Raw genomic sequence first — 25078 nt, 5'->3', positions numbered from 1 at the left:
TAAATTTTCAAATTGTTTAAACCTATAATTCCTTTGTCATAAATACACTATATGGATCATCTTCATAATCAGAAAATGGCTTGCAGTATTCAAACCCATAATTTTCATACAATTTACGAGCAGGTTTAAAAGCCTCCATAGCACCTGTTCCTAAACTTAACCGCCTATAACCTCGTTTCTTAGCTTCATTCATTATGTGTTCAAGCATTTTCTTCCCAACTCCTTTACGTAAATGTGAAGGAACTGTTTTCATAGATTTTAATTCTCCGTGCTGAGAATCGAGTTCTATAAGTGCACCACAACCAACTAATTCGCTCTCTTCCCATGCACTCCAAAATGTAATTTCTGTTTTCTTTAAATCTTCTATATTAAAACCATAATTAATACCGTCTGGGTAATGAACCCCCATATTATGGACATGTTCCTCTATTAATGAAGTTATTTCAGTGCCAGTTAAATCATCAAGTTTGATATTCAACATAATCACTCCTCAGCATATCAAATTGTTGTAAGAAATATATATACATAGTTGCAAACAAATGGACTTAAGTCAATATCTTAGACACCCTTATGTTGACTCCTTCGGCAGATTTGAAACCTAAATAAGTAGTGTACTTATATTTCTGAAAACTCCTTGCTTGAAGAAGCTCGTAGATTTCCCCTGTATGTGCTGGGCCTTATTCTGTCATCAACATTTTCAAACGGCTTCACTTTCATGTCAGGTAGTTTTCGGACCTCTCAATTTCTTGGCAAATATGATTGATTGCTGGGGCTTCGTTAGATTTCACATGACGTTGGCTCATTGAAGAATGTGAAGGAATGGTGCGGTTCCTTATCCGCCATGGCCCGTGCTTTTTTTGACATTGCTTGCAATTCCTTGTTCGATTTGAAGTACGGTTGACCCTCATCATTGCATGCCTTGCGAGCAGCGAGATATAAGCGGTCGTGTCCGCGACATATTGTTCGAATAAGGACAGAAGATCCTGAACTTGTTCTTGATCGTCTTTTATATAAATCTTTGACTCTTGTATTCTTTCTATCCATGAATCGATGCTTTCCCCTTGGTTTTCCTCGATGAAGGTAGCTACTTTGCCTATGGATGGATGCATCATATTTAGAGCGTATTTTTAATTATTTTATCTTTAAACACAAAAAGCACTTATTGTCTGAACAACCAAGTGCTTAAGTTCATCTGGGTTTAAATAACACAAATTTGTATGTTTTTAGGTTTTATATAGCTCGTTTTACTCGTGTGTTTTTTCCATTATATGTATTATTAAAAAATACCCAAAAATTCATTGAAGGTGTCTGAAACAAGCTACCTTACCGGTTCTAGTTCAGCAGAAATCTCGTGATCCCACTCACAAACTTTAGGATTATTTCTTGACTCTCTATAATCTAAACATAAAAAATCTCCAGCAAACAAAACAGCAATTGGTACTATATCTACATCTATAAATAGAGTCAGGGCTTTCCTTTTCTTTAAAATAGGGTCAACAAATCATGGGAGAACCGAATGCCCTATTCAATATAACGAAAGGCTATTTTCCACAATTAAATGACGTACATCGTATAGAACCTGAAAATGGACTAAAATAAGATTTTATAATAAAAAGTGATCTCTGATAGCTCTTCACTCCCACTTTGGTAGATGTATCTGCTGTTATTTGGAAACGACTTAAGATTTGTATCCAAAGAAATTGAACACTATTTTTCTCCTGCTCCATCACAACAGAACTTGTATTAAATACTTTAGGACAATTCATTTTTAATCAGTTGCCAAGATATGAACTGATTAAAGGGTCGATACGTCTGCAAAATAAAACAAACGTATCGACCACATACATCACTACAGTTCGTATACAAGCTCCTCTTTTGTTAAATAGGCACCTAGCATGATTTTCTCTTGTGTAGATTTTTCTTCTTGAGGTTTTTGCTCTCCTCGCTTACCGTGACCATGAGCTTTTTTAAAGGAATCGCTTTGAGTCCACTGTGTAAACGCCTCTTCGTTTTCCCACACCGTTCCTACTTTTAATAGATCATGTTCTTCTGATTCAGTTGAAATTAATAGCTGCATGCGAATGAAGCCAGGTGATTCTTGAATTCCTTTTCTCTGTTTGAAGCGCTCCGCTACCTCATGGGCATGACCTTTTTTAATTTTAATATTATTTGTCACCATTAACATGTTCTTTTCCCTCCCATATAATTCCTCTCTCTATTCTATCACACCCTTCGCGCATGTCTAAGAAGTGCCATACCTTATAAGCCCTTGGCTGAAGGGTAAGATTTCCATTTACAATGGAGCTTGCAAAAAAATCCCTTTAGCAATGGTATACCCCCTACAGCTCTCACCACTAAATCAATAGGAAAATAACCGCAGCTCTTTAAGGGAATGGAAGACATAAACATTCTCAAATACTTTAACAGCTAAAACTAGCCAAACAAAAAGAACCAAATACGGTTCTTTTTGTGCTAAGCGTCGTCTGATTAAGAAATGAAATTATTCTTTCTTTAACTTATTTTTCTTTTGTAAAGTCAATAATCCTCAAATAGTTACCTGAGATATCTTTATAAATAGCATAACGCCCAGGCGGAATGTCAATTGGCTCTTTTACAAATTCCAATACATTTTTGTTCTCATTATAGAAGTCGTCAACACTATCGACTAAGAAAACTCCACCCGCTGACAAATCTGCCTCTTCATCTTCAATCATTAATCGTACATCAGAATTGGGTAAAGTTAAGGCAACTGTATGCTCCCCTTCGCGCCACGCTTCCTCAAACCCAAGAGTGTCCCTATAAAAAGCAAGCGATTCCTTAACGTTTTTTACTGGATGATACAAAAACACTAATTTCATCTCATTTTCCCCTCCCAATTTTAGTTACGTAATTACATTATGCATAACATAAGTTGATTATGTATAGCGTAAATCATTTACCAAACTATGTCAATATGCTAAAATCAACATTATGAAAGAGTGGATACCAATACCAGGAACAAGTAAAGACACATTAATTAAGGTTGCAATAATGGAATTTAGCCAAAAGGGTTACAACGGAGTTAATGTTACAGAATTAGCCAAAAAAGCTAATATGACTACCGGTGCAGTCTATCATCATTTTGGTTCAAAATCGAAGCTTTATGAAGTAATCAGAACTGATATGGAACAAAGATTAATTGATAGAATGGAGGGTGCGGCATCTTTATTTGATGAGCCAGAAGAAGCATTAAAAGCTGCATTAATTACTGGTTTAGACGCTGCAGTAAAACTAAACATCTGTAGATTAATTAGTGAAGAAACGCCTTATGATAAAAATGATAAAATTGAAGAGTTCTTATCAAATTTAACAAGTACTATTCAGGAACTTCCCATTGAGATTATACTGATATCCTCTTGGCGAACAATTCTTAAGGAAATAACGATCAATCAAATAACTCCTAAACAAGGGAAGGATTTAATTCAATGGATGTTTAAAAAGGGATAATATCTTGTTATCTCTTTTTTTCTAAATTCTAGTTTATCTACGCTTAATAGGGTGATTGTTTCGTTTGAGAGAGGCGATCAAGCGAAACATTAAAATAGTAATTATTAGGGCCATTAATTATAGTAAGTGATTATTATGAAAATAGAGGATACATTTAAGTATCAAACAAATAGGAGTCAGTCGAAAACCAAAGCTAGTTAATTGTTGACTTTAAATGTAACCCATATAACATCAACTACTGACGCAAAAATAGGTATGACTGGTCATCGTGTGAGGTTAAAGAGTATAAAGACAAGATATACCCTTATTCCTATTAACCATTTAAATAAGTTTCCCAATCATAATCATCTATTTTATAAAAATCGCCTCTTTCATTTCTTTCGTAAGCACATAAAGGCGGTTCTTGTATAAAGTCTAAAATGGAATCATCGATATTCAAGATTACCCCAATAGAGATGATTTGAAAGTTTTCAGAATCACTTAAAAAATCATCATCTTCATATCCACTTAATATTGACCAACCAAAATCACCTTCTCCATGTGGATAATCCCTTAGCATAAAGTTGAATTCCCTTTTTTCAAGTACATCATTGCTAACCGTTACTAAGGCATCAAAGTAAAAATCCCAGTCTGTTGAATTCGGGTCTTCATATTCCGTATCACATATATTTTGAATTCCGAATGAAATCTCATCTCCTAGATTTAAAGGTACATGCTGAGGTTCATTGTCCAGTTTTCCATTAAATTTCTCTCCTTTAATGGTGGAGATTTGAACCCACATTCTCTCCCCTCTAAATCCTTCATCTTCAGGATTTTCAGTTACGAAAATTAGCTTTACCAAATCACCGATTTTTAATTTCTCTAACACCTTTGAACTTGGAACATAAAACGTATACGGCGACGCTTTGTTTAGGTCGAAAACATTATCCAAATACCAAGACATCCTTTTTTTCTCCCCTTAATTTATAAGATTTTAAATATTGAATATAGATCGTTTCTTTACTATTATAGCACTGAGCTGAATCTCTAACTATGCACTTTAATTAGGCAAAAGACTCAAAGAGGTTTCAATCCTTAACGATTTAACTCATCAAGTTTTGCACTTACTAGCAAATAAATTCACTTGTAGCAATGATGGTAATCTAAGTATTCACTTCAACTTCGAAAACCCTTTCGAAGAACAAAAAAAGACAACAACCACAAAGGTTAGTTGCCTTCTTTTAAAAAGAGTTGAGCCACACACTCCACATGCATCGTTTGCGGGAACATATCCACAGGCTGCACTTCAATCGTCTGATATCCTCCTTCTTCTAGCACGTGTAAATCTCTAGCTAACGTGGCTGGGTTACAGGACACGTATACAACTTTTTTCGGCTTCATTTGTAAAATCGTGTTTAGTAGGTTTTCATCACAGCCTTTTCGCGGTGGGTCAACGACGAGGACATCGGCTTGAACGCCTTCTTCGTACCATTTTGGAATTACGTCTTCTGATGCGCCAACGGCAAATTCAACGTTTCGGAATCCATTTAATTCCGCATTTCGCTTAGCGTCCTCGATGGCTTGCGGGACGATTTCGACGCCGTACACTTTTTTCGCTTTTTGGGCAAGGAATAGCGAGATAGTACCGATTCCGCAGTATGCGTCGATGACAGTTTCGTTGCCCGTTAATTGTGCGTAGTCTAACGCTTTGTCGTACAGCACCTTCGTTTGTTCAGGGTTTACTTGATAAAAGGATCGAGCAGAGATGGCAAATTTGACTTGACCAATGGAATCATAAATGACTTCTTCGCCCCATAGCAGCTTCGTCTCGTCACCAAAGATCACGTTTGTCCGTTTTGCGTTTACGTTTTGCACGATGGATTTCACACCAGGGATGTTCGTACGGATAGCTTCTATTATTTTCTTTTTGTTCGGTAGCTCGGCTGTTTTCGTAATAAAAACGACCATAATTTCGTCTGTTTGAAAAGCAGAGCGAACCATCACGTGGCGAAGAACGCCTCGATGTTTTTCTTCATCATACGGGAGGATACCGTGTTGTTTACATAGCTCTTTTACAAGGGAAACAACTTCATCATTTCGTTTGTCTTGGATAATGCAATACGGCATATCGACGATTTCATGGCTTCGTTTGGCGTAAAAACCAGCGACCAGTTCTCCATTTTGAAGACCGACAGGTACTTGCGATTTATTCCGATAGCGCCATGGCTCATCCATTCCTAGTGTAGGATGAATCACAACATTTTCGAGCTTGCCTATTCTTTTCATCACATTTCGTACGTTGTTTTCCTTCGCCTTCAGCTGACCTTCGTAATTCATGTGCTGAATTTGGCATCCACCACAATCATGATAAATAGGACAAGGTGGCTCTTGACGATGAGGACTCTCCTCTACTAGGCTTATCAAACGACCAAAACCATATTTTTTATTCGTTTTAATAATCTTCACTTTCCCTTTTTCACCTGGTAAAGCGTTCGGGACGAAGATCGGATAGCCGTCTATTTTCATCACACCATTTCCATCATGGGTTAAATCCTCAAATAATGCTTCAATATAATCATTTTTTTTTACAGGGAGTTGTTTACTCATGCTTCTACTTCCTTTACGTTCGTTTTCGCCTAATTGATTGTATCATAACTCCTAATAAAGAAGGGGTGATGTTCTAAAGCTAATTTCATCCATGTCCTTAAGAACTTGATAACCTTTTTCGAAACACGATCATATCAAACGCTTGAATACCGTTTTCGACAATCGGTTCCGGATACGATAGAAAGAAATCTTTCCGAATTTCGCTCATTCGAAACCCCGCCTTTTGATAAAAGGCAATATTGTCGATGCTTGAATTAGCCGTTCCTACGATTAGTTCATCGTAGCCCTTTCCTTTGTACAGCTTCTCTATGTTTTCAATCGCCTTTCTCCCTATTCCTTTTCCCCGATAACCTTCCAACAAGGCCATATTTTTTAGCTCCACCACTTTTGATGATAGGAAGGTAACTTGGATAATTCCCACAATTCCCCTTTCACTGTTAATGGTGTACATGTCTCCTTCCCCGATATACTCCCTCACCATTTCTTTGCTTTCATCTGCTAACAACAGGAGAGGAAGGTACTTCTCCCTCTCCTGTTGAACGACCAAATGTAATGTCAAATTCATATCCGTCCCCCTCATTCATAGTTCCTCTCTATGTTTAAACACAAAATTAATCAGCTAGTGTGGACCCTTTTTATATGGATAAACTGATTACGTTTAATTGTACAAAAAACTCCTAGTTATCATCTAGGAGTTTTCAATCCATATCTTTCTACACACGATCTTCTTCACGAATTTTATCTAGTGGCACAAACACTTCGATGTGACGATAAAGGTTTACGAATTCAGCTGGTAATAGGCCACCAAATTCTCCGTCTAAGTTCAATTGAACTTTTTCTTCTGAGTACACTTTCACGTGATTTGCTTTCGTATAAATGACTTTTGGGTCGTTAAGATGCTCACCACGAAGGGCTAGTGAAGCAATGCGAATGAATTCGGCTAAGTTACATTTCTTCAAGATAATTAACGTAAACAGTCCGTCATTTATGGAAGCATCAGGTGCTAGACGTTCAAAACCACCTACTGAGTTCGTTAGTCCGATTAAAAAAAGTTGGACTTCTCCTTCAAATATTTTCCCATCATATTCTATCGACACATTTGAAGCACGAAGGGATGGGAGCATCTCAATTCCTTTTAAGTAGTACGCAAGCTGACCAAGCATTGTCTTAAGCTTACTAGGCACTTCATAAGTTAGCTCTGTTAAACGCCCGCCTCCAGCAATATTAATGAAGTATGTATCGTTCTTGCGTCCGATATCAACTGGAATGGTCTCCCCTTTAATGATGACATCCACCGCAGCCTCAATGTCTCTCGGCAAATGAAGTGCTCTTGCAAAGTCATTGGTTGTCCCCATCGGGATAATGCCTAGTCTTGGTCTGTATTTTTGCTCAGCCAGTCCGTTGACCACTTCATTTAATGTACCATCTCCACCCGCTGCAATGACTAGGTCATATTTTCTTTCTACCGCAATTTTGGCTGCATTCGTTGCGTCCCCTTCACACTCTGTTGCATGACAGCTTGTTTCATAGCCTGCTCGCTCTAGCTTCATTAATACTTCTGGGAGATGCTTTTTAAAAAGCTCTCTACCTGAAGTTGGATTGTATATAATTCTTGCTCGTTTCATTAAACCATCATCCTACTCATCTAAATTCCAAAATTCAGCACTATTTCCTACTTTCCATACCATCATATCGTAATTTCTAGAAAAAACCAATACTGCTCCTACTTGCTTTATCTAACACTACTTTATGAATAAATATCCCTACCATGATAGCCTCTTCCTAGTTTCACATTAGAAAGCGCTAATTGGCGATATTCATTTTGTTCAATTCATATTATTTCATACTGGCAATAAAAAAGTAAGTGATATGATACGCTCTTCTCGTTCGAAAAATGTAAAATCGGTTGAAGAATTCACACTTATAAAATACAAAATAGTACTCTTCTAATCGTTCATATTAATTCTTCTCTGAAATTAATAATTTGGATGCTATTTCTACTGCTTTTTTATAATGATTGTTTTTTAAGTAGAAACAGTATAATTTTTTTCCATAAATCTCAAAATAACTATGCTCATTAGTTTCTAAAAAATAAGGTAGCAACGTTTTTTCCATAAAGTTCATAGAATTCTCCTCTTCTTCAAGGATTTCATATTTTTGCGCTGAAAATAATAAAAGGTATTTTTGAACATCATATTTATCAGAAAGTGTATAGCCTTTCTCTATTAACATTATTAATTCCTTATGAGTTGTTGAAGGAATATGTTTAATACAATTGATATATGAAAAGAGAGAAGAAAGATAAAAACTACTAATTTGTGATTTTAAGTTCATAGACTTTTCAAAATAAACCCTTGCAACTTCATACTGTTTATTCTGAAGATATTCATAGCCTAAATTATGAAAAATTCTTGCTCTCATAGGGTGTTCCGGGTTATATTGCTCTATAACCTCTAATAGGTCAAGGTATTTTTCAATAATGAATTCTCTTTCATCTATTGAACTTACATTAAGTTGAATAATCTTAGTAAATTCTGCATCAAAAACTCTCTCAAAATTATTATGGTCTTTAAAGCTTTTTATAGCTTTCTCACTATAATAAGATGATAAAGATGTATAACCTAAGTTACTATATACTAACGCTAAATGGTAGAAATATTCTTCTGATTCTTCTCTGTATTCCTCTGATGTAGTTTTTAGATATTTTAAGGCACTTTCATTTTTCATCATTAATAAATAATATATCCCAAAAAGATGAAAAATATAATTTTGTATTTTGGGGTGAAATTTACTCATATTTCTCTCTAAAATTTTTAATAGTCTTTCACCTGTTTTTATATCTCCATGATAAAAAAAGTACTTTACCTTACATACTTGATACATTGGATAAAGATTAGTTTGTTTTATAAAATTTTCAGCGTTCTTTAGGGTTTTATAGAGTGAATCTATCTGATTTCGATTTTTATATTCCAAAGCCTTATAGAAAGAGAATAATTGACTTTTTAATTCTTTAAATTTTTTTTCCTCAGAATCAATGCTTATATTAAGCCTTTTAAAAATCATTTGAACGACTTCATCTGAAACATGAGTTACATTATTTTCAATCTTACTCATATGTGTAACGGAGCATATCCCTTCACACAATTGTTCTTGTGTTAGATTACATAGCTTCCTATTATATTTTATGATTTGGCCAATATCTAAATCCATAGAATCCTCTCCATTGCAACTATAAATTAGCAATAACTATTTTTCTCCGACAGAAGTTCACTTCAAAGCAAGACTTTATTGCATATTTGTATCTATTATACTAAATATTGCAATACATTAATTATTATGGAATAAAAAATTAGAATAATAATAATAATATAATTTGTTAGTCAGTGCTATCTTGGTTTAGCGTTTTAAAAAAGGATGTTAAGGAGAGGTAAAATAAAATTCAAAAATTGTAACGGCTTCTGTTCTTTCTCTTGGTCTATTAACTTCGATGGCTAGTGTGAACACAAATACTGCTTTAGCTGCTGAACCTTCTGCAGACAAAGCCATACCTGTTGGATGTAAAAAAATTGGCTACAAAGTTCACTCTGGGGACACTTTATGGCTTATTTCGAACAAATTTAATATCCCAATTAGCACCATCCTTGACTTAAACCCTAGTATTACTGATCCAGATAAAATTTATGTAGGACAATACATTATAGTTTGGGATTGTAGAGCAGTATAGTAATATAAGGTAGGTATTTAATTTGTTGGAAAAACCTGAGGTTTATTCCTAACAGGCTTCAAAGGTGCGAACAGTTAAAACACAACAAAAAACACACGGTAACTACCGTGTGTTTTTTGTTAATATATCTATATTTAAGGTGTAATACTTACTTTTTCTCATATAATAATTCACGGATTTTCGTTATATCAACAATCATCATCTTTCTATTCACCTTCATTATTTTTAAATAAATCTATTTAAATATTCGTCAAATATTTTGTTCATTACTTTGGGGGTGTTTTCTAAATAAACATTAATTTGTTCAATGTTCGATTCGAATTTATCAGAGTTTCTCTCATCTGTTGGAAAATCAGATATTCCTTTAATAATAATGCATTCAACATCATTCTTCTTACAGATATAAGCAATTGCACCCGCTTCTGTATCGGCTATGGTTATTTCGTTCTTTTTAAGTTCTAAATAGTCCTTCCACATAACTACTGCTTTATCAGCGGTGCCAATTGTTCCGTTATAAAAATCATTCCCATATTTTGATAGATTAATATTAACTATGAAGGATTGTTTAATTAGAGGCTCAACTTCTTTTACTGTGCAATCATATTGAACGGCTTTATCGGGTACAAAAATATCTAAATTACTAAACTTATCATCTATTCCTGCACATGTTCCAGCAACAATTACTTTAGTTAAATTAAATTTAGAAATCATGTATTGATTACCACCAACACCATTTACTTTTCTTACACCTGTACTATAAAAAACAAGTTCAGTACCATTAATTGTCCTTATGAAATACTCGCCATATGGATAACTGAATCGTTCGTTATCTTTTATGTTAAAGTATTCCAATGTTGCTTCGTATTCCCACTTCGTTGCTATGCTTATTCCTATCATCGACTTATCACCCTACAAATATAATTTGTCACGAAAATGTCTATACACGGTCTTCATTTCATTTTTATCACTATTCATCTTTACTCTGTTCATCAACAGTTGGTTATTACTATGTAGGTATCCTTTTTTACTAACCTGCTCATTAGTTTAAGTACATAACATCTCAATCTTTAACATAAATATCCTAAAAACTTCGTAAATAAATAGCAAAAGTTCATAAAATGTGTGTTTTTTAAAAATAAATTCATTATTACTTTGCTTGAAGGTGTTGGTTTCATCTCAAAAGTAAACCCGTTAGTTTATTTCCTCGTTTTTTTAATTGATTAAATACCGTCTCATTGTATGCTCTATAGTGTGAATATTCTTATCTCCACTTCTGTTTCACTATTATGGATGAAGTAATTGTCCTTTTTTGTAGGTGAGATATTACTGGAAGTTTGAGTTTTCTATGTGTCAATCATCCATTCCTGTAATTTTTCATCTGAATTCTTTTCAAAGAAAATGAAACAAAGTCTCAAAATGCGGAGGGTGTCCACGAAAAGAGCAAGCGTATCCGCATAACGCTAGGGTGCTCTTTTTGAACAGGCGATTTAACTAGCGTATAGTCATTCAATGCTTTCTTAAAAAACTACAATTAGTTAAATAGCGAAACCCCTCGATCTTGCAAAAATTCGACTGCTTCTTCTAATGGTCGATCATGAAATCCATATACTTGTTGAACGGTGTCACGCCACTTTTGATAACTTCTCATCTCGTATTCCCGAAGATTGCGGTATGTCATTACTTTTAATGTTTGATTACGTAAATAGAAACACGTATTGCCTTGAAATTTTACTGCTGTGATTCTTCGCATGTTTGGATTGTCTGGTTTATCTTCATAGGACCGTTGAATGTCTACATCCATTTCGTTTTGTGATAGCGGTGTCCAGTCAATTAGCTTTTTCACAAATGATTTTCCGTTCGAGCGACGGTCAATTTCAAATTGAGCAAAATCCTTTTGTGTAAAAATAATCTCTTCCCCAAATCCATGGAGAACATGCCGCTTTTTTTGCTCGAGCTCAACTGGTTTCATAATGGGTGCTCCATATCCAACATCTACATAAAATCGTTTCCCTGCAACCTTCACCATAAGACCAAGATGTCCTGGATGCACACGTACAAAGTCTGTCTCAAAACCGAGCTCTTTTAGCAAACGAGCAAAATTAATATTTAGTGTAAAACACGTTCCGCCCCATTGCTTATGGCAAAGCTGTTCAATAAATTGTTCCAAAGATGGTACTCGTTGATCTTCGTGAAGAAAAAAGTGAAATTTACTGACCGTTTCATAAGGTACTCGAAGAAGATGGTGCTGAATCAATCGCTGTAAGTAGTTCACATTCGGATCTTCTTTTGCTAAATACAAGTAATTCACATATCGTTCCACGACGGCTTCCATGTATCATTCATCCAATTTATGCAATATCACTACTTGGTACGAATGACGAATGAGAAACGACTCGTTCATCTGGAAGTCGTTTCGTAAATGTTCCTTTAGTGCTTGAAGACCCTCTTCTAATCGATCCATTTCCATTGTCAATGACTCAAACTCAAATCGAATACAATCACACCACTCATCAATTGTAAACGGCACATCATAATATTTTTTGTACACGTCTCTCGTATCAAATCCGCTATCTGTCCATTCAGTAAACCACTCAACAGGAAGGTTGTTAATATGCGGTTTCCTTGCATTATTCTCCCAGAACCCTTCAGGAAGATACCTTTTTAATAAAGAAAATGTTTCTTCAACAACCGGAGTTCTCTGCGAAATCGTCGAATCCGCTACAATGAAAATGCCATTTTTCTTTAAAATGCGGTTTATCTCTCCCAATACCTTTTGTCGCTCAAACCATTGCCAGGAACGAAAAGCTACCACCATATCACACTCATTTTCTGTTAATGATACGTTTTCCGCATATTCTTTCCGATAAGGCACGGTGGTCATATATTTTTCATTCAACTGCTCTGCAATATTAATAAGTGAGGAAGGTTCTATCCCGACAATGTCCCCTCCACGTTTATGAATTTTACGAGTGAGAGTACCGGTACCTGCCCCTAAGTCAACGATACGCTTCCCTTTAAATTGTATTCCACGAAATAATAAGCTATCAAAAAAGCTATTTGGAATTTCATCACGAGACTTTATATACGGCTGTGTCACTTTCCCGCTCTCAATACTTTTCATCAAGTCCCCTGCTTTCAAATAATATCTATATTTTTCCTTAATGGCCTTATAAAGCGTTTCATTAATAATTATTTCGATACATTTTTTCGAACTCCTTCTCCCCTGTGGAATTCTCCTGTTTATTAAGCTTTTTTAAGCCAAATGAACTAATCAAACGTTTGTTTAATAAGACGAAATAGTAAAATCCTCTCTCTCCAATCAGCTTCATAAAAAAAAACAGCACAATGGCTGTTTTCATTAAGGCTAAACAGATACTTTACTTTGGTTCATTCTTGCAACGTTTTCACCCGCTGTTTTTTTCAAATCCTGCGTGAAACCTGCTACCATAGTCGTCTGTTCCTTCTTAAAATATTCAATAACCTCTTCATCAAATTCGATTTCTACTAATTCGCGAAGATCCCAAATACGAAGGGCGATCATAATTGTCACAATATGCGCAACCGTTAGTGAGTTCTTCTTAAAATGAACAAACTCATTAATAGTGGCAACTCGAAGCCCTGTTAAGCGGTGTAAATCTCCTTGAGTCATCCCTCTTTCTTTTAGAATGCTCCCAAGCTTAACATTCACTTTATGAGGAAATTGTTCGAGTAGTTCTTTCACGATGTCATTTGTCTTAAGATGGATCATTATTCTCCCCCATTTCCTCCTCATTTTATCAAGAGTAACGGTATTCCGTGAATAGGGAATGAGTGGAAAAAACAAACGAAAGAAGAGCCATGACTACTCACTGGCGAATGTTGAGGTCAACCTGAATCCGTTTCATCGCAAAATATACTGTGATTACTACTCTATCCTAATATGTTCACTTCGTGAGCAAGCTTACATCTCCTGTTGTTGTTCCTACTATAATCTTTGGTCCATCTCCAGTGGAATGAGTATAATGACCATCATTTTGTACTTGAAGTTCTGGCCAATCAATCACAAAATCTCCTGTGGTAGAATCTAGTACGAGTTTATATTCAGACGGGGTTGGATTCACCCTTATGAGAACGCTGCCTGTCGTCGTCGATATATCAAGTGCTCTTGTTAGCTTTCCATTAAATTCAACGTCACCTGTTGTGCTAATGAGCCTTGTATCTGCTACCACATCTGTAAGAGAAAGCTTCCCTGTAGTCGTTTCCCCTTTCATCATCGTCCCATTAAAATGGGCGATGTTAACATCTCCTGTTACCGCGTCAGCCATTATTTCAGCTCCGTCAAACTCCTCAACATATACATCACCTGTAGTCGTTTGAAGGTCAAGAGCCTTCACACTGTTATTAGGAAGAAATATTGTGGCTTCGACATCTAAAAAGCGAAAAATAGAAAATAAAGTCCAATTATCTTCATCAATCGTGATTTCTAATGTCTTTCCCTTCTGCTCTGCTCTTATGTCTACCTCAATTTCTTCTGAAACGTCACCAGAAAGCTTCACTAAGACATTTTCCTTATCATGTGATTGATAATGGAGGTCAATGGTTGTGGACTGAACAGTTACTTGCTCTAAATCGTTTATCTCAATAACCTTCTCCATTGCAATAGGTTTCTTTTCCATGGAAAAACCGCCCGTTGTTAAAAGCATGACGAATAGACCAATAACCCCTATTAAAAATAAAATCAAACCTGACAGTGCTATACGTTTGTTCATCGACTGTCACCTCTTACGACTTTTCTCATCCAATGATAATACTGCTTTACCACAAACAGATAGCCTTTTCCTAACCAAACACTAAATGCCCAAAAAAGAAGCCCTAAGCCTACCGTAAGCATGCTTGCAAAGATGAGTGTCAACCATTTTTCCCCTCCGCTTAATCCTGCTACATTTACATCTAACTGTAATAGTGCACCAATAGGCTCTGCAAAAAGAATCATCACTCCAGAGAATAATAGAGCAATGGCAGCACTAAAAAAGCCTATAATGGCTCCTGCAAACCCAAGCGCTGGACCAAGTACAATAACAAGAGTAAAGAACATAAGCCCGATAACCAAAATAGCATGACCTGCAGACGATGGGGATGGTGGGGATGGTGGGGATGGTTCCTTGCGTTTTATTGGCTGAGGGTCGGGCTGTTGTTCTTCTTTTATTATTTTTTCTGCCACTTCCTCAGGGGTTCCTAAATAGTTCACCATTTCATCTACATCTTTTTCATAAGAAAAACCTAACTCTATTCGTCGACGATAATAGTCGATGACTTCTGTTCGGCGTTCTGGTCGTACATCCACAAGCGCCATATCAAGTCGTTGTAAATATTCTTCTTTTGTCATTCTCTCACCTCTTTTACAGCTTTTACTATTAATTTAACCATCTAGACGGAAAATCCTGTTTCTTTGAAAAATATATTCTATTACTTTGTGATTATTAATAGAAAACGTAATGGCTTCTTTAGTATTTTTTAACAAAATTCGCCAATTGTCTTCATATTACATTAACAAACTAGCTTTATGCTGAAATAGAAATAACCAGTACAGAGGAGGAATTACATTGAAACGTGTGTTTAAGAGAAAAATACTTCCGTTAGCTGTAGTCACAACTCTTGCACTTACTACATTAACCGTTAGTTCCACAGCATCAGCCACTTGGGGTGGAGGGAAGAAAAACAAAACCGGTGTTAAAAACATGATTATGATTGTGGCAGATGGCGCTGGGCAACCCTATTATACGGCTTATCGTTATATGAAAGACGATCCTTCAACGGAAGATTTAGAACCGACTATATTCGATGATTATTTTGTTGGCATGCAAACCGTCTACTCTCATGATCATGAAGAAAATATTCCTGATTCTGCTGCAACAGCAACAGCAATGGCCTCAGGGATTAAAACATATAATAATGCCATTGGAGTAGATGAGGAGGGCAATCCTGTTAAGACAGTGCTAGAACAAGCAAAGGAAGATGGATTAGCGACTGGTTTAGTAGCTACCTCTCGAATTAACCATGCGACACCAGCTGCTTATGTAGCCAAAAATGAGCATCGTGGCAATTACGATGAAATTGCGAATGATTTCTATGACAATATGATTAATGGACAACATGCAGTAGATGTCATTCTTGGTGGGGGAGAACAATATTTTAAACGGGAGGATCGTGACCTAACAGCTGAATTTGTAAAAGATGGGTTCGGATACGTTACAACTCGTTCTCAGCTATTACAAGACCAAAGCAATCAAATTTTAGGATTATTCGGGAAAGATTTAAGCAAAGCCATCGATCGCCATGAAGAGGAGCCTTCCCTTTTGGAAATGACAAAGGAATCCATTGAACGATTAAGCAAAAGTGATGATGGTTTTTATTTAATGATTGAATCAAGTCAAATTGACTGGGCTGGACATGACAATGATATCGTTGCCGCTATGAGTGAAATGGAAGAATATGCGACCATGTTCGAATATGTCATCGATTGGGCGAAGCAAGATGGAGAGACATTGGTTGTTGCTACGGCGGATCACAGTACAGGAGGACTATCTATCGGGAGTGGTGGCCCGTATTTATTTGATGGGAACATAATCGAAAAGTTTAAACACACGCCAGATTATATGGCTTCCTTAATTGCTGATGGGGCTTCAGTAGAAGATACGTTAAAGGCCAACATCGATTTTGAGATTTCGCCAGAAGAAATCCAAGCCGTAAAGGATGCGGGTAGTGATCGTAAAGCTATCGACAATGCCATTGAAGCCATTGCCAACGAACGCGTTCGCTCAGGCTGGACGACAAGTGGACACACTGGGGAAGAAGTACCTGTCTTTGCATTTGGACCACAAAGTGAAAGATTCAGAGGCATGATTGACAACACTCTTCACGCCGACATTACATTCGATATTTTAGCAAAAAACAGTAAAGGGAAAAAACGCAAATGGGATTGGAAGCGTTGGTGGGAATAAAAAAACAGAAGCGACCTTGGTACGTGACCAAGGTCGCTTCTTTATCATTATCCTTATTCTATATTATTCGATTCCGACTGCGTCAAACGCTTGATTGACACTCGTCACTTCTGCGCTACCTGCACCGTAAAGATCTGTTGCACTTTGTACAGCCGTCGCGCGAAGATGACTAAAGGAAGAACTTGGCGTTAAATACTGTGTTAAAGAGCGGTAGAAGATATCACCTAGCTTATCCTGACCAATGCCCCTCACTGTGACGCCATAGTGGCTTCCACCTTCACTTAATAAATAGGCTGCCTTATTAATGATTCCACTGTTGATATGAACACCACCATTATCTCCCGAGCCTGTATAGCGAACGGAATAATGATCTGGATCATTGTACTTCGTTGGATCACTTAGTGAACGAAGAGCATCATTTCTTACACCTGGTGTGTACACATCTTCTCCCATTTCCCAATCTGGATTATTGTTTGCCTCAAACTCTACTAATGTTCCAAAAATATCAGACATTGCCTCATTGATAGCACCGGACTCATAGGAGTAAATAAGATCCGCTGTTGTATCCGTTACAGCATGCGTTAATTCATGCGCAACGACATCTAGTGAACCAGATAGTGGAATAAAGGTCGAACCATCGCCATCTCCATAAACCATTTGTCTACCGTTCCAAAAAGCATTATTATAGCTTCTGCTATAATGAACAGTTGACTCAAGCGGTGCTCCCTTTCCATCATAGCTATCTCGATTGAACACATTCATATAATAATCATACGTCACACCTGCATAGTGATGTGCATCAACAGCGGCTCCATCATAGCTAGCATTCAGTACATTATCATCATCTGCCCACAAGCTACCTGGAAGGCGAGTTCTCTGATTGGCATCATACGTAAAGATTCCCCCACCTCTTGTATTATCTTGTAAATAATAGGTGGAAGAAGATAAGTACGTATTTAACGACTTTTGACCTCCTAATACACCTATACCTGTTCCCACTTCATCTGTTCCATTATTCCCACCAGGCTTTCCAGGTTTACCTTTGGCGGTATGAATTTCATTGATTTTATTTAATACCTTACCTGTAACAGCATCAACAAAATAGTTCCAATTTCCAGGTTCAGGCGATAAGAAATTTAAATTAACTTGATAAGCATAGTGAGCTTCTTCCCCATCAACAAAAATGACTAATTCTGATTTTGGTGCATATTCGTACTCAGGAGTAGAGCCTAATGATTCGATAAGGTCTTGCTCTGCCACCGTTGTTGCCTCTTGCTTTTTCAGCTTACCTCCTGCTTTTAACGCGCCTTTTTGATCTAAATCAGGCTGGACTGCTCCTGAGACAGCTGTTAAAACTCCTTCACCATCTACATGGGCGGTCATGACTGCACCATAGACAGGAGTCCCTTTATATACCTGTTGAAGGCGCAGGTATGTATACCCTAACTCATCCTTCTTTTGTTCCTTTACAATGAAAGAGGTTTTTGCCTCTCCTGACACTTTAAACTTCGTTCGATTCTCATTAATATATCCAAATACAACCTCTTCGGCGTTTTTACTAGATGGTTTTGTCAGCTTACCTGCAACAAACTCTGGTGTTCCAACCTTTTGGCTCCACTTTATTTTTTCATGAACATCCGCTGCACCTAACGTCTCTTGAGACAGAATGGGACTTGCTACCAATCCTGCTGCTAAACCTAAAACTAGTAATTGTTTTTTCAAATAAAAACACTTCCTTTTCTAAATTTTATTAATATTTGGAATATTAACACTAAAAAATATATTTTATTTAGAGAAAAAATACTAGACGCTTTTTGACCTATTTTTACCAAATAGGCCATATATCCTAGTAGTCTAGTCTTGTAGAATGAATAAGAATAATGTCATTCTCCAAGTGACAAATATCGAGCTCTATTTTAAGTAATTCCTTCTAATTCAAAAATTCGAGGAATGCTTAATAATTTATAGATAAGAAAATGACCTTATACTTGTTAAGAGGCGATAAAATGGGGATTGAAATGGTCTTAATCTTTTTGCCTATATTTTAAAGGCCTACCGGTGGCTAAACTGCTTCATAATGGTTTATTCTTAGAATCTACGCAATAAAAAAAGAAAGCTCAGCGCTATCGAATAGCACTGAGCTTTCTTTTTCCATATGACAATGTTCGTTCCATTACCAGCATAACGAACATTATCTATCGCTTGTTTAACTCTTGCAGTAGTAATTTATTTATAATTTGTGGGTTTCCTTGCCCTTTTGTCGCTTTCATCATTTGACCAACAAGGAAGCCTACGGCCTTTTTCTTCCCATTTTTAAAATCCTCAATGGATTGTTCGTTTTGGTCAAGGATACTCTCGACTAGCTTCAATAGCTCATCTTCGTCCGAAATTTGGACCAATCCTTTTTCGTTAACGATTGCTTCTGGACTACCCCCGTTCACCACGAGCTCTTTGAAGACGGTCTTCGCAATTTTAGAAGAAATAACCCCTTTTTCAATCAACGCAATCATCTCCGCTAAGCTTTTTGGAGTTAGAGGAAGATCGGCTAATTCTTTTTGTTCAGCGTTTAAATAGCCAGATACTTCTCCCATTAACCAGTTAGACGCAAGCTTAGCATCGGCTCCAGCTTGTACGGTTTCTTCAAAGAAATCGGCCATTTCAATCGTCATTGTCAAAATGTTGGCATCGTAGGCTGGTAAGCCAAGCTCTTCTACATAATGATGTTGACGTTGATCAGGTAATGGCGGAATTTCAGCACGAATCCGTTCCTTCCATTCCTCATTAATATGGGTTTCGACAAGATCTGGTTCTGGGAAATAACGATAATCCTCTGATCCTTCTTTTACACGCATTAAGATCGTCTCGCCTGTTGCTTCGTCAAATCGGCGGGTTTCTTGTTGAATCGAACCACCAGCCAATAAGACTTCTTCTTGTCGTTTCTCTTCAAACTCCAATCCCCTTTTCACGAAATTAAATGAATTTAAATTTTTCAACTCTGTTTTCGTTCCAAAGGCTTTCTGACCAACCGGCCGAAGGGAAATATTAGCGTCACAACGAAGGGAGCCTTCTTCCATCTTACAGTCTGATACTCCTGTATATTGAATAATCGCTTTTAACTTTTCTAAATAAGCATACGCTTCCTCCGCTGTACGGATATCAGGCTCTGACACAATTTCGACAAGCGGTGTTCCTTGACGATTGTAGTCACAAAGGGAGCCTTCCGCAGTATGGGTCAACTTCCCTGCATCCTCTTCTAAATGAAGACGCGTAATCCCAATTCGTTTCTTCTTCCCATCCACTTCAATGTCAATCCAGCCATTTTCACCAATCGGCTTATCAAACTGGGAGATTTGGTATGCTTTCGGGTTATCTGGATAAAAATAGTTCTTCCGATCAAATTTAGTCACTTCGGCAATGTCACAGTTTAATGCCATTGCCGCTTTCATGCCGTAATCGACCACTCGCTTATTAAGAACAGGAAGTACACCTGGATATCCAAGGTCGATCACATTTGTATTCGTATTTGGCTCTGCTCCAAAGTGATTCGGTGCAGATGAAAAGATTTTGCTGTCTGTTTTTAATTCGACATGAACTTCAAGTCCTATAACCGTTTCAAATTCCATCAATAAATCCCCCCTTACAAGATTGGTTTTTGTTTATGAAAATCGGTTGCTTGTTCAAAAGCATGGGCTACCCGGTAAATCGTACTTTCATCAAAATGCCGTCCAATCACTTGTAAACCTAATGGTAATCCACTTTTTGAAAAGCCACAAGGAACAGAAATAGCTGGAACACCTGCTAGGTTAACAGGAATCGTTAATAGATCATTGGCATACATCGTAAGTGGGTCATCTATTTTTTCCCCAATGTTAAATGCAGGGGTAGGTGTCGTAGGTCCAATGATGACATCGTATTTATTTAATACCTTTTCAAAATCGTTCATTATTAATGTGCGCACTTGCTGGGCCTTCTTATAATAAGCCTCATAGTACCCTGAGCTTAGGGCGAACGTTCCTAGCATGATGCGCCTTTTCACCTCTTCACCGAATCCTTCTGCCCTTGTTTTCTTATACATATCTAGTAAGTTTTCAGGATTTTCTGTACGATAGCCATATCGAACACCGTCGAAGCGTGAAAGGTTAGCCGAAGCTTCTGAGGAGGATAATAGATAGTAGGCTGCTATACCATACTGGCTATGCGGTAACGATACTTCCTCCCATGTTGCGCCTAAGCTTTCAAGTACCTTTAATGAAGCTAAAACAGCTTGGCGAGCTTCCTTTCCTACTCCTTCACTTAAATACTCTTTCGGAACTGCAATATTTAACCCCTTTATATCTCCTGTTAAGGCATGGGTAAAAGGAGGGACGTCCACATTTGCTGATGTCGAATCATTTTCATCATACCCAGAGATTGCTTGCATCAAAAACGCATTGTCTTCTACGTTACGTGTAATTGGGCCGATTTGATCGAGCGATGAAGCAAACGCGACAAGACCGAAGCGTGAAACACGTCCATAGGTCGGCTTTAAGCCAACTGTTCCAGTAAAAGCAGCAGGTTGGCGAATTGACCCACCTGTATCAGACCCTAATGAAAACGGTACTTCTCCTGCTGCAACAGCAGCAGCAGAACCCCCTGAAGACCCTCCAGGTACGGTTTCTAAGTTCCACGGATTACGCGTTAATTGAAAGCGAGCGTTTTCTGTGGAAGAGCCCATAGCAAACTCGTCCATATTTAGCTTCCCAATTGTAATCGCTTCTTCTGCTTCAAGTTTGTTTACAACGGTTGCATTGTAGATAGGATCAAAGTTCTCAAGAATTTTACTTGAGCATGTTGTGCGAAGCCCTTTCGTTACAATATTATCTTTTAACCCAATCGGTAACCCAAAGAGCATTCCTTTTCCTTCGTCTGTACCGAGTTTTTCATCAAGTGCCTTTGCTTGGCGACGAGCTTTTTCTTCATTTAAAGTAATAAACGCCTGTACTTTATCATCCACTTCCGCAATTCGTTTAAACGATTCGTTTACTAAGTCAGACACAGTCAATTCTTTTTTATGTAATAACTGCTGTAACTCTACTAGGTTTGATTCAAATAACGACACACTTCTTCCTCCTTATTCTAAAATAGGTGGTACCACAATTTGCCCATCTTGATGCTTAGGTGCATTTTTCAATACTTCTTCACGAGGAAGACCGTTCATCGGCTTATCGTCACGGAAGACATTTTTCAATGGAATTACATGAGACGTAGGTTCAACATGACTCGTATCGACCTCATTCAACTGCTCTGCAAAGCTAATAATGGAGCCTAACTGCTTTGTAAAAATTTCAACCTCTTCTTCAGTTACAGCTAGCCGAGCTAAATTCGCTACATGTCTTACTTCGTCCTTTGATATTTTTGACATATCCTTTCACCTCCGAAATGTTCGAACTCTCACAATAATAAAAACATCTTAACAAACCTGTCCTTATTCTGACAACATCCGTCAATGAATTGAGCTAATTTTTATTCTATTAAAGTAAAAAGGTGACCCTCATGGAAGGTATCATAGTAACTAGCTAAGTTTCCGTAAACAAAAAGCTGTATCTTCATCGATACAGCTTATTTTTTAAAGAGCTTATGAAATAATGATGGTTTTTTCTGCGGAGATGAGGCTTTGGGCGAGTCCTCATTGTCTGATAGTAAAATGTCCTTTTTATTAATGGCATAATCATAGGCTAAAACCAAGCCATATTCACAATCATACTCTTTATTCGTCACCATCGTATAGTGGAGATTAAATTGATTAGCCTTTTTAATATAATCCGACAAATAGGAATAATTCATATTTCCATTTAGAAGAAGGTGAGCTTTAGGATGGCTCTTCATTAATTCCTCAATCTCCTGATAAACGCCCTTTTTTCGAACTTGACTTTTGGTTAACGCCACAAGTACTCTTTCACGAAATGTTCCTAAATACCGTCTTCGTTCATCAGGCTTGAGCTCTTTCTTCCCGTACATTCCTTCTTGTAAATAATCATCGACCGATTTTTTTACCATTTGAAAATCTCCTTTATTACCTATTATGAATGGTTCCTTATTACTTTATGTAACAACAGCCAAAAGGTCATACACAATGTAACTGATGTTACCTAGAAGAAATAACATCACCTTGCATCCTTTCTCTAAACAGTATAAGCTTGTGGGCAATAAAGAGTAAATAAACATGCTCTACTCCTTAACCAAGCGTATACAGCTCCGACTTAACATGTTTAGCCATCCTTTTTAATGTAAGATTATCTCCATCCAGTCAATAGATTTAACATTCTACAGATTAAACAAACGTTTGATTAACATTAACTATTTGCAAGAATCCACTTTTCGCAGTAAAGGAATCAAATTTATCTCTCTATACTAGGGGAACGAATGGATGTCCCTATCGTGACAATGTTAAGATAAATCTCTTTCCAGACTCATCCCATTCTTTTTTACCATTAAATTCATGAAGCCATAAATTGAAGAACTAATTAATAGACCTCCCGCCAAGATATAAACAAGGCGTGCACCTATAAGATCAACCACTACTCCAATTCCAATGATAGATAAGATGAAAATAAATTGAACGAGAACGGATCTCGCTGCAAAAATTTTTGTGAGTGTCTCTTGATCCGCACTATTTTGAAACATAGTTTCTTGGGCAAGGTCTCGAAGTTGATAGGCTGGTCCCATTAATAATACTAATAGTAAAGCCATATAAGGATTTGATACCAAACCATAAAGTAGGGTTAAAACACCAAAAATACTAGCACCAGCTAACATAAAAGGGGTTAGACGACCACGTAATTTGGTTGAAAAGTGATAGACAACAACTCCTCCAATAATCGTTCCTAAATAATAGGCTCCATTAATGTACCCCCACCAAGTCTCTCCTAACTGCAAAGCTTCATTGACAAATGCCAAAGTAACAGCACCAATCCAAATGGTTCCGACCCAAGCTTCCATTAAGTCCATTGTTACGATTACTCGTAACCCTTTATGCCGATATAAAAATTTCCATCCATTGGTTAAACGGGCTTTAAATGATTCATTCGAACTTAATGTTGATTTCTTTTGAACCTTTACAGTGAGTAGACATAAAAACGATAGAAGCACTAGAAATACGGACATTCCTACCGTTACAGCTGCGCCAAAGAAGGATAGGAATAACCCACCAAATGTCCAGCCTCCAAATAAAAATGTTTGATCAATCGTTGAAAGTAAACTATTTGCCTTTACTCTTTCATGTTCAGGAACGATTGAACGTACTAAAGTACTTTTTAATGGAGAAAACCAGCCATTAAAGAACGAAATAATCGCTATGACAACATAGGTTAATACGATTGTCATTTTTGATATATCAATAGAAAACAAAAAGCAAAGAAGTAAAAGGAAAAACCATTGTAATACTTGAGAAAAAAGCAAAAGAGAACGCAGTTGATAACGGTCTGAGAAAGTAGGAAGCAGTGTACTGCTTGCCATGCGGGATATGACGCTTATCAACGTAACTCCTGCTGATAAAGTCGTTGAACCTGTAGCATGGTATAAAAACAACACCACAGACATCGTATAAAGTGAAAAACCTAAATTTGTTGTTGTCTGGCTTATTAATAAACCATAATAGGAACGTCCCATTATATTTCCTCCTATAAAAATCGGACCCCAAAAGAAAAGGTGCTAGTGTTCACTAGCAACCTACTCATTCTGCATACATTTCATTTAAAACGGAAGAATAACCTCGTTATATTGAAAGCAATATGAAGAGTAAAGCTAAAATCGCTGGAAGTCCTTGTTTTAGTAAAATTCCTTTATTCGCTGTTAACGCCCCAAATACAGCCGCACTAATTACACATAGGAGGAAGAAAACTTGAACACTTATTTCAAATGAGTCTGGCACAAAAAATAATCCCCAAACTAAACCCGCAGCTAGAAAACCATTATATAACCCCTGGTTAGCAAATAACGTTTTTACTTTTGGGTGGTTTAGTAACTCTTCTGACACCTTAAATGTTCTTTGCGCTGTTTTACTAGTTGAAAAAAACATTTCTAACACCATAATGTATACATGTTCGATTGCTACTAATAAAGTAAAAATAAATGCGATGAGTTCCATATACACACCCCTTATGAATAATTTTTCTCTTTGTACATTCCTCCACTACACGAAAACCCTAATACGAGTAAAAATCTCAATGCTGAAATGGTAAGTATGAACTTTCACCATTTAACCACCATCTTTTCAATATCCTGATACACAATCGATCATGATGACTTTGCCATTAATTTAAGT

At 37.0% G+C, this 25078-nt stretch carries 25 protein-coding genes and 1 pseudogene; 2 read left to right on the top strand and 24 right to left on the bottom strand.

Features of this window, described 5'->3' with window-relative positions; all coding sequences use genetic code 11:
* Window positions 1-22 precede the first annotated feature (22 nt).
* The 5 genes and pseudogenes from WAK64_RS10180 to WAK64_RS10160 all read right to left on the bottom strand — a co-directional run bounded on the left by WAK64_RS10180 (window position 23) and on the right by WAK64_RS10160 (window position 2858).
* Window positions 23-478 carry a GNAT family N-acetyltransferase gene (locus WAK64_RS10180; RefSeq protein WP_336586986.1) on the bottom strand — a complete coding sequence of 152 codons (456 nt, stop codon included), beginning with the start codon at window positions 476-478 and terminating at the stop codon, window positions 23-25.
* Window positions 479-777: 299 nt separating this feature from the next.
* Window positions 778-1044: a hypothetical protein gene (locus WAK64_RS10175; protein ID WP_336586861.1), complete on the bottom strand. Its 267-nt coding sequence runs from the start codon at window positions 1042-1044 to the stop codon at window positions 778-780.
* A 274-nt stretch (window positions 1045-1318) separates the two neighbouring features.
* Window positions 1319-1444: pseudogene (locus tag WAK64_RS10170) on the bottom strand (SMI1/KNR4 family protein); the annotation flags it as partial.
* A 405-nt stretch (window positions 1445-1849) separates the two neighbouring features.
* Window positions 1850-2185, bottom strand: a complete 336-nt coding sequence (locus WAK64_RS10165; RefSeq protein ID WP_336586860.1) for an antibiotic biosynthesis monooxygenase — start codon at window positions 2183-2185, stop codon at window positions 1850-1852.
* A 331-nt stretch (window positions 2186-2516) separates the two neighbouring features.
* Window positions 2517-2858: a VOC family protein gene (locus tag WAK64_RS10160; RefSeq protein ID WP_336586859.1), complete on the bottom strand. Its 342-nt coding sequence runs from the start codon at window positions 2856-2858 to the stop codon at window positions 2517-2519.
* A 112-nt stretch (window positions 2859-2970) separates the two neighbouring features.
* On the opposite strand from WAK64_RS10160, the gene WAK64_RS10155 reads away from it, so the two are divergent.
* A complete protein-coding gene (locus tag WAK64_RS10155) occupies window positions 2971-3486 on the top strand; it encodes a TetR/AcrR family transcriptional regulator (protein WP_336586858.1) in 516 nt (171 codons plus the stop codon).
* A 313-nt stretch (window positions 3487-3799) separates the two neighbouring features.
* On the opposite strand, the gene WAK64_RS10150 is transcribed toward WAK64_RS10155, so the two are convergent.
* The 12 genes from WAK64_RS10150 to WAK64_RS10095 all read right to left on the bottom strand — a co-directional run bounded on the left by WAK64_RS10150 (window position 3800) and on the right by WAK64_RS10095 (window position 15161).
* Window positions 3800-4429, bottom strand: coding sequence for an immunity protein Imm33 domain-containing protein (locus WAK64_RS10150; RefSeq protein ID WP_336586857.1), 630 nt, complete (start codon window positions 4427-4429; stop codon window positions 3800-3802).
* 263 nt (window positions 4430-4692) lie between these two features.
* Complete coding sequence (rlmD, locus tag WAK64_RS10145) at window positions 4693-6072, bottom strand: 23S rRNA (uracil(1939)-C(5))-methyltransferase RlmD (protein ID WP_336586856.1); 1380 nt, start codon at window positions 6070-6072, stop codon at window positions 4693-4695.
* A 97-nt stretch (window positions 6073-6169) separates the two neighbouring features.
* On the bottom strand, window positions 6170-6637 hold the full coding sequence (locus WAK64_RS10140) for a GNAT family N-acetyltransferase (RefSeq protein WP_336586855.1): 468 nt from the start codon (window positions 6635-6637) through the stop codon (window positions 6170-6172).
* A 148-nt stretch (window positions 6638-6785) separates the two neighbouring features.
* Entirely contained in the window at window positions 6786-7697 is a 912-nt protein-coding gene (locus tag WAK64_RS10135) for a diacylglycerol kinase (RefSeq protein WP_336586854.1), read from the bottom strand.
* A gap of 334 nt (window positions 7698-8031) precedes the next feature.
* Window positions 8032-9282, bottom strand: a complete 1251-nt coding sequence (locus WAK64_RS10130; RefSeq protein ID WP_336586853.1) for a helix-turn-helix domain-containing protein — start codon at window positions 9280-9282, stop codon at window positions 8032-8034.
* Between the two features lie 207 nt (window positions 9283-9489).
* Window positions 9490-9612, bottom strand: coding sequence for a hypothetical protein (locus tag WAK64_RS10125; RefSeq protein ID WP_336586852.1), 123 nt, complete (start codon window positions 9610-9612; stop codon window positions 9490-9492).
* Between the two features lie 409 nt (window positions 9613-10021).
* Complete coding sequence (locus tag WAK64_RS10120) at window positions 10022-10693, bottom strand: 5'-methylthioadenosine/S-adenosylhomocysteine nucleosidase family protein (protein WP_336586851.1); 672 nt, start codon at window positions 10691-10693, stop codon at window positions 10022-10024.
* A 634-nt stretch (window positions 10694-11327) separates the two neighbouring features.
* Window positions 11328-12128 carry an arylamine N-acetyltransferase gene (locus WAK64_RS10115; protein ID WP_336586850.1) on the bottom strand — a complete coding sequence of 267 codons (801 nt, stop codon included), beginning with the start codon at window positions 12126-12128 and terminating at the stop codon, window positions 11328-11330.
* A 3-nt stretch (window positions 12129-12131) separates the two neighbouring features.
* A complete protein-coding gene (locus WAK64_RS10110; RefSeq protein WP_336586849.1) occupies window positions 12132-12917 on the bottom strand; it encodes a class I SAM-dependent methyltransferase in 786 nt (261 codons plus the stop codon).
* A 243-nt stretch (window positions 12918-13160) separates the two neighbouring features.
* Window positions 13161-13544 carry a helix-turn-helix domain-containing protein gene (locus tag WAK64_RS10105; protein ID WP_336586848.1) on the bottom strand — a complete coding sequence of 128 codons (384 nt, stop codon included), beginning with the start codon at window positions 13542-13544 and terminating at the stop codon, window positions 13161-13163.
* Between the two features lie 175 nt (window positions 13545-13719).
* A complete protein-coding gene (locus tag WAK64_RS10100; protein WP_336586847.1) occupies window positions 13720-14544 on the bottom strand; it encodes a DUF4097 family beta strand repeat-containing protein in 825 nt (274 codons plus the stop codon).
* Window positions 14541-15161 (bottom strand): DUF1700 domain-containing protein, encoded by a 621-nt coding sequence (locus WAK64_RS10095; protein WP_336586846.1) that lies wholly within the window; start codon window positions 15159-15161, stop codon window positions 14541-14543. Before WAK64_RS10095 ends, WAK64_RS10100 begins: the two co-directional genes overlap by 4 nt.
* A 217-nt stretch (window positions 15162-15378) precedes the next feature.
* On the opposite strand from WAK64_RS10095, the gene WAK64_RS10090 reads away from it, so the two are divergent.
* Entirely contained in the window at window positions 15379-16776 is a 1398-nt protein-coding gene (locus WAK64_RS10090) for an alkaline phosphatase (protein WP_336586845.1), read from the top strand.
* Between the two features lie 63 nt (window positions 16777-16839).
* On the opposite strand, the gene WAK64_RS10085 is transcribed toward WAK64_RS10090, so the two are convergent.
* The 7 genes from WAK64_RS10085 to WAK64_RS10055 form a co-directional block, all read right to left on the bottom strand.
* Window positions 16840-18444 (bottom strand): M4 family metallopeptidase, encoded by a 1605-nt coding sequence (locus WAK64_RS10085; protein WP_473700446.1) that lies wholly within the window; start codon window positions 18442-18444, stop codon window positions 16840-16842.
* A 527-nt stretch (window positions 18445-18971) separates the two neighbouring features.
* Window positions 18972-20399 carry an Asp-tRNA(Asn)/Glu-tRNA(Gln) amidotransferase subunit GatB gene (gatB, locus tag WAK64_RS10080; RefSeq protein WP_336586984.1) on the bottom strand — a complete coding sequence of 476 codons (1428 nt, stop codon included), beginning with the start codon at window positions 20397-20399 and terminating at the stop codon, window positions 18972-18974.
* Between the two features lie 14 nt (window positions 20400-20413).
* A complete protein-coding gene (gene gatA, locus WAK64_RS10075; protein ID WP_336586843.1) occupies window positions 20414-21874 on the bottom strand; it encodes an Asp-tRNA(Asn)/Glu-tRNA(Gln) amidotransferase subunit GatA in 1461 nt (486 codons plus the stop codon).
* A 12-nt stretch (window positions 21875-21886) separates the two neighbouring features.
* Window positions 21887-22177, bottom strand: a complete 291-nt coding sequence (gatC, locus tag WAK64_RS10070; RefSeq protein ID WP_336586842.1) for an Asp-tRNA(Asn)/Glu-tRNA(Gln) amidotransferase subunit GatC — start codon at window positions 22175-22177, stop codon at window positions 21887-21889.
* A gap of 197 nt (window positions 22178-22374) precedes the next feature.
* Complete coding sequence (locus tag WAK64_RS10065) at window positions 22375-22812, bottom strand: YueI family protein (protein WP_336586841.1); 438 nt, start codon at window positions 22810-22812, stop codon at window positions 22375-22377.
* A 390-nt stretch (window positions 22813-23202) separates the two neighbouring features.
* A complete protein-coding gene (locus WAK64_RS10060; protein WP_336586840.1) occupies window positions 23203-24423 on the bottom strand; it encodes an MFS transporter in 1221 nt (406 codons plus the stop codon).
* Between the two features lie 106 nt (window positions 24424-24529).
* Window positions 24530-24901 (bottom strand): DUF1304 domain-containing protein, encoded by a 372-nt coding sequence (locus WAK64_RS10055; RefSeq protein ID WP_336586839.1) that lies wholly within the window; start codon window positions 24899-24901, stop codon window positions 24530-24532.
* Window positions 24902-25078 lie beyond the last annotated feature (177 nt).

Origin of the sequence: Bacillus spongiae (assembly GCF_037120725.1) — a bacterium.
GTDB classification, from domain to species: domain Bacteria; phylum Bacillota; class Bacilli; order Bacillales; family Bacillaceae_K; genus Bacillus_CI; species Bacillus_CI spongiae.
Note: the sequence above shows the minus strand (reverse complement) of the source record. Positions and strands in the feature narration are given on the sequence as shown.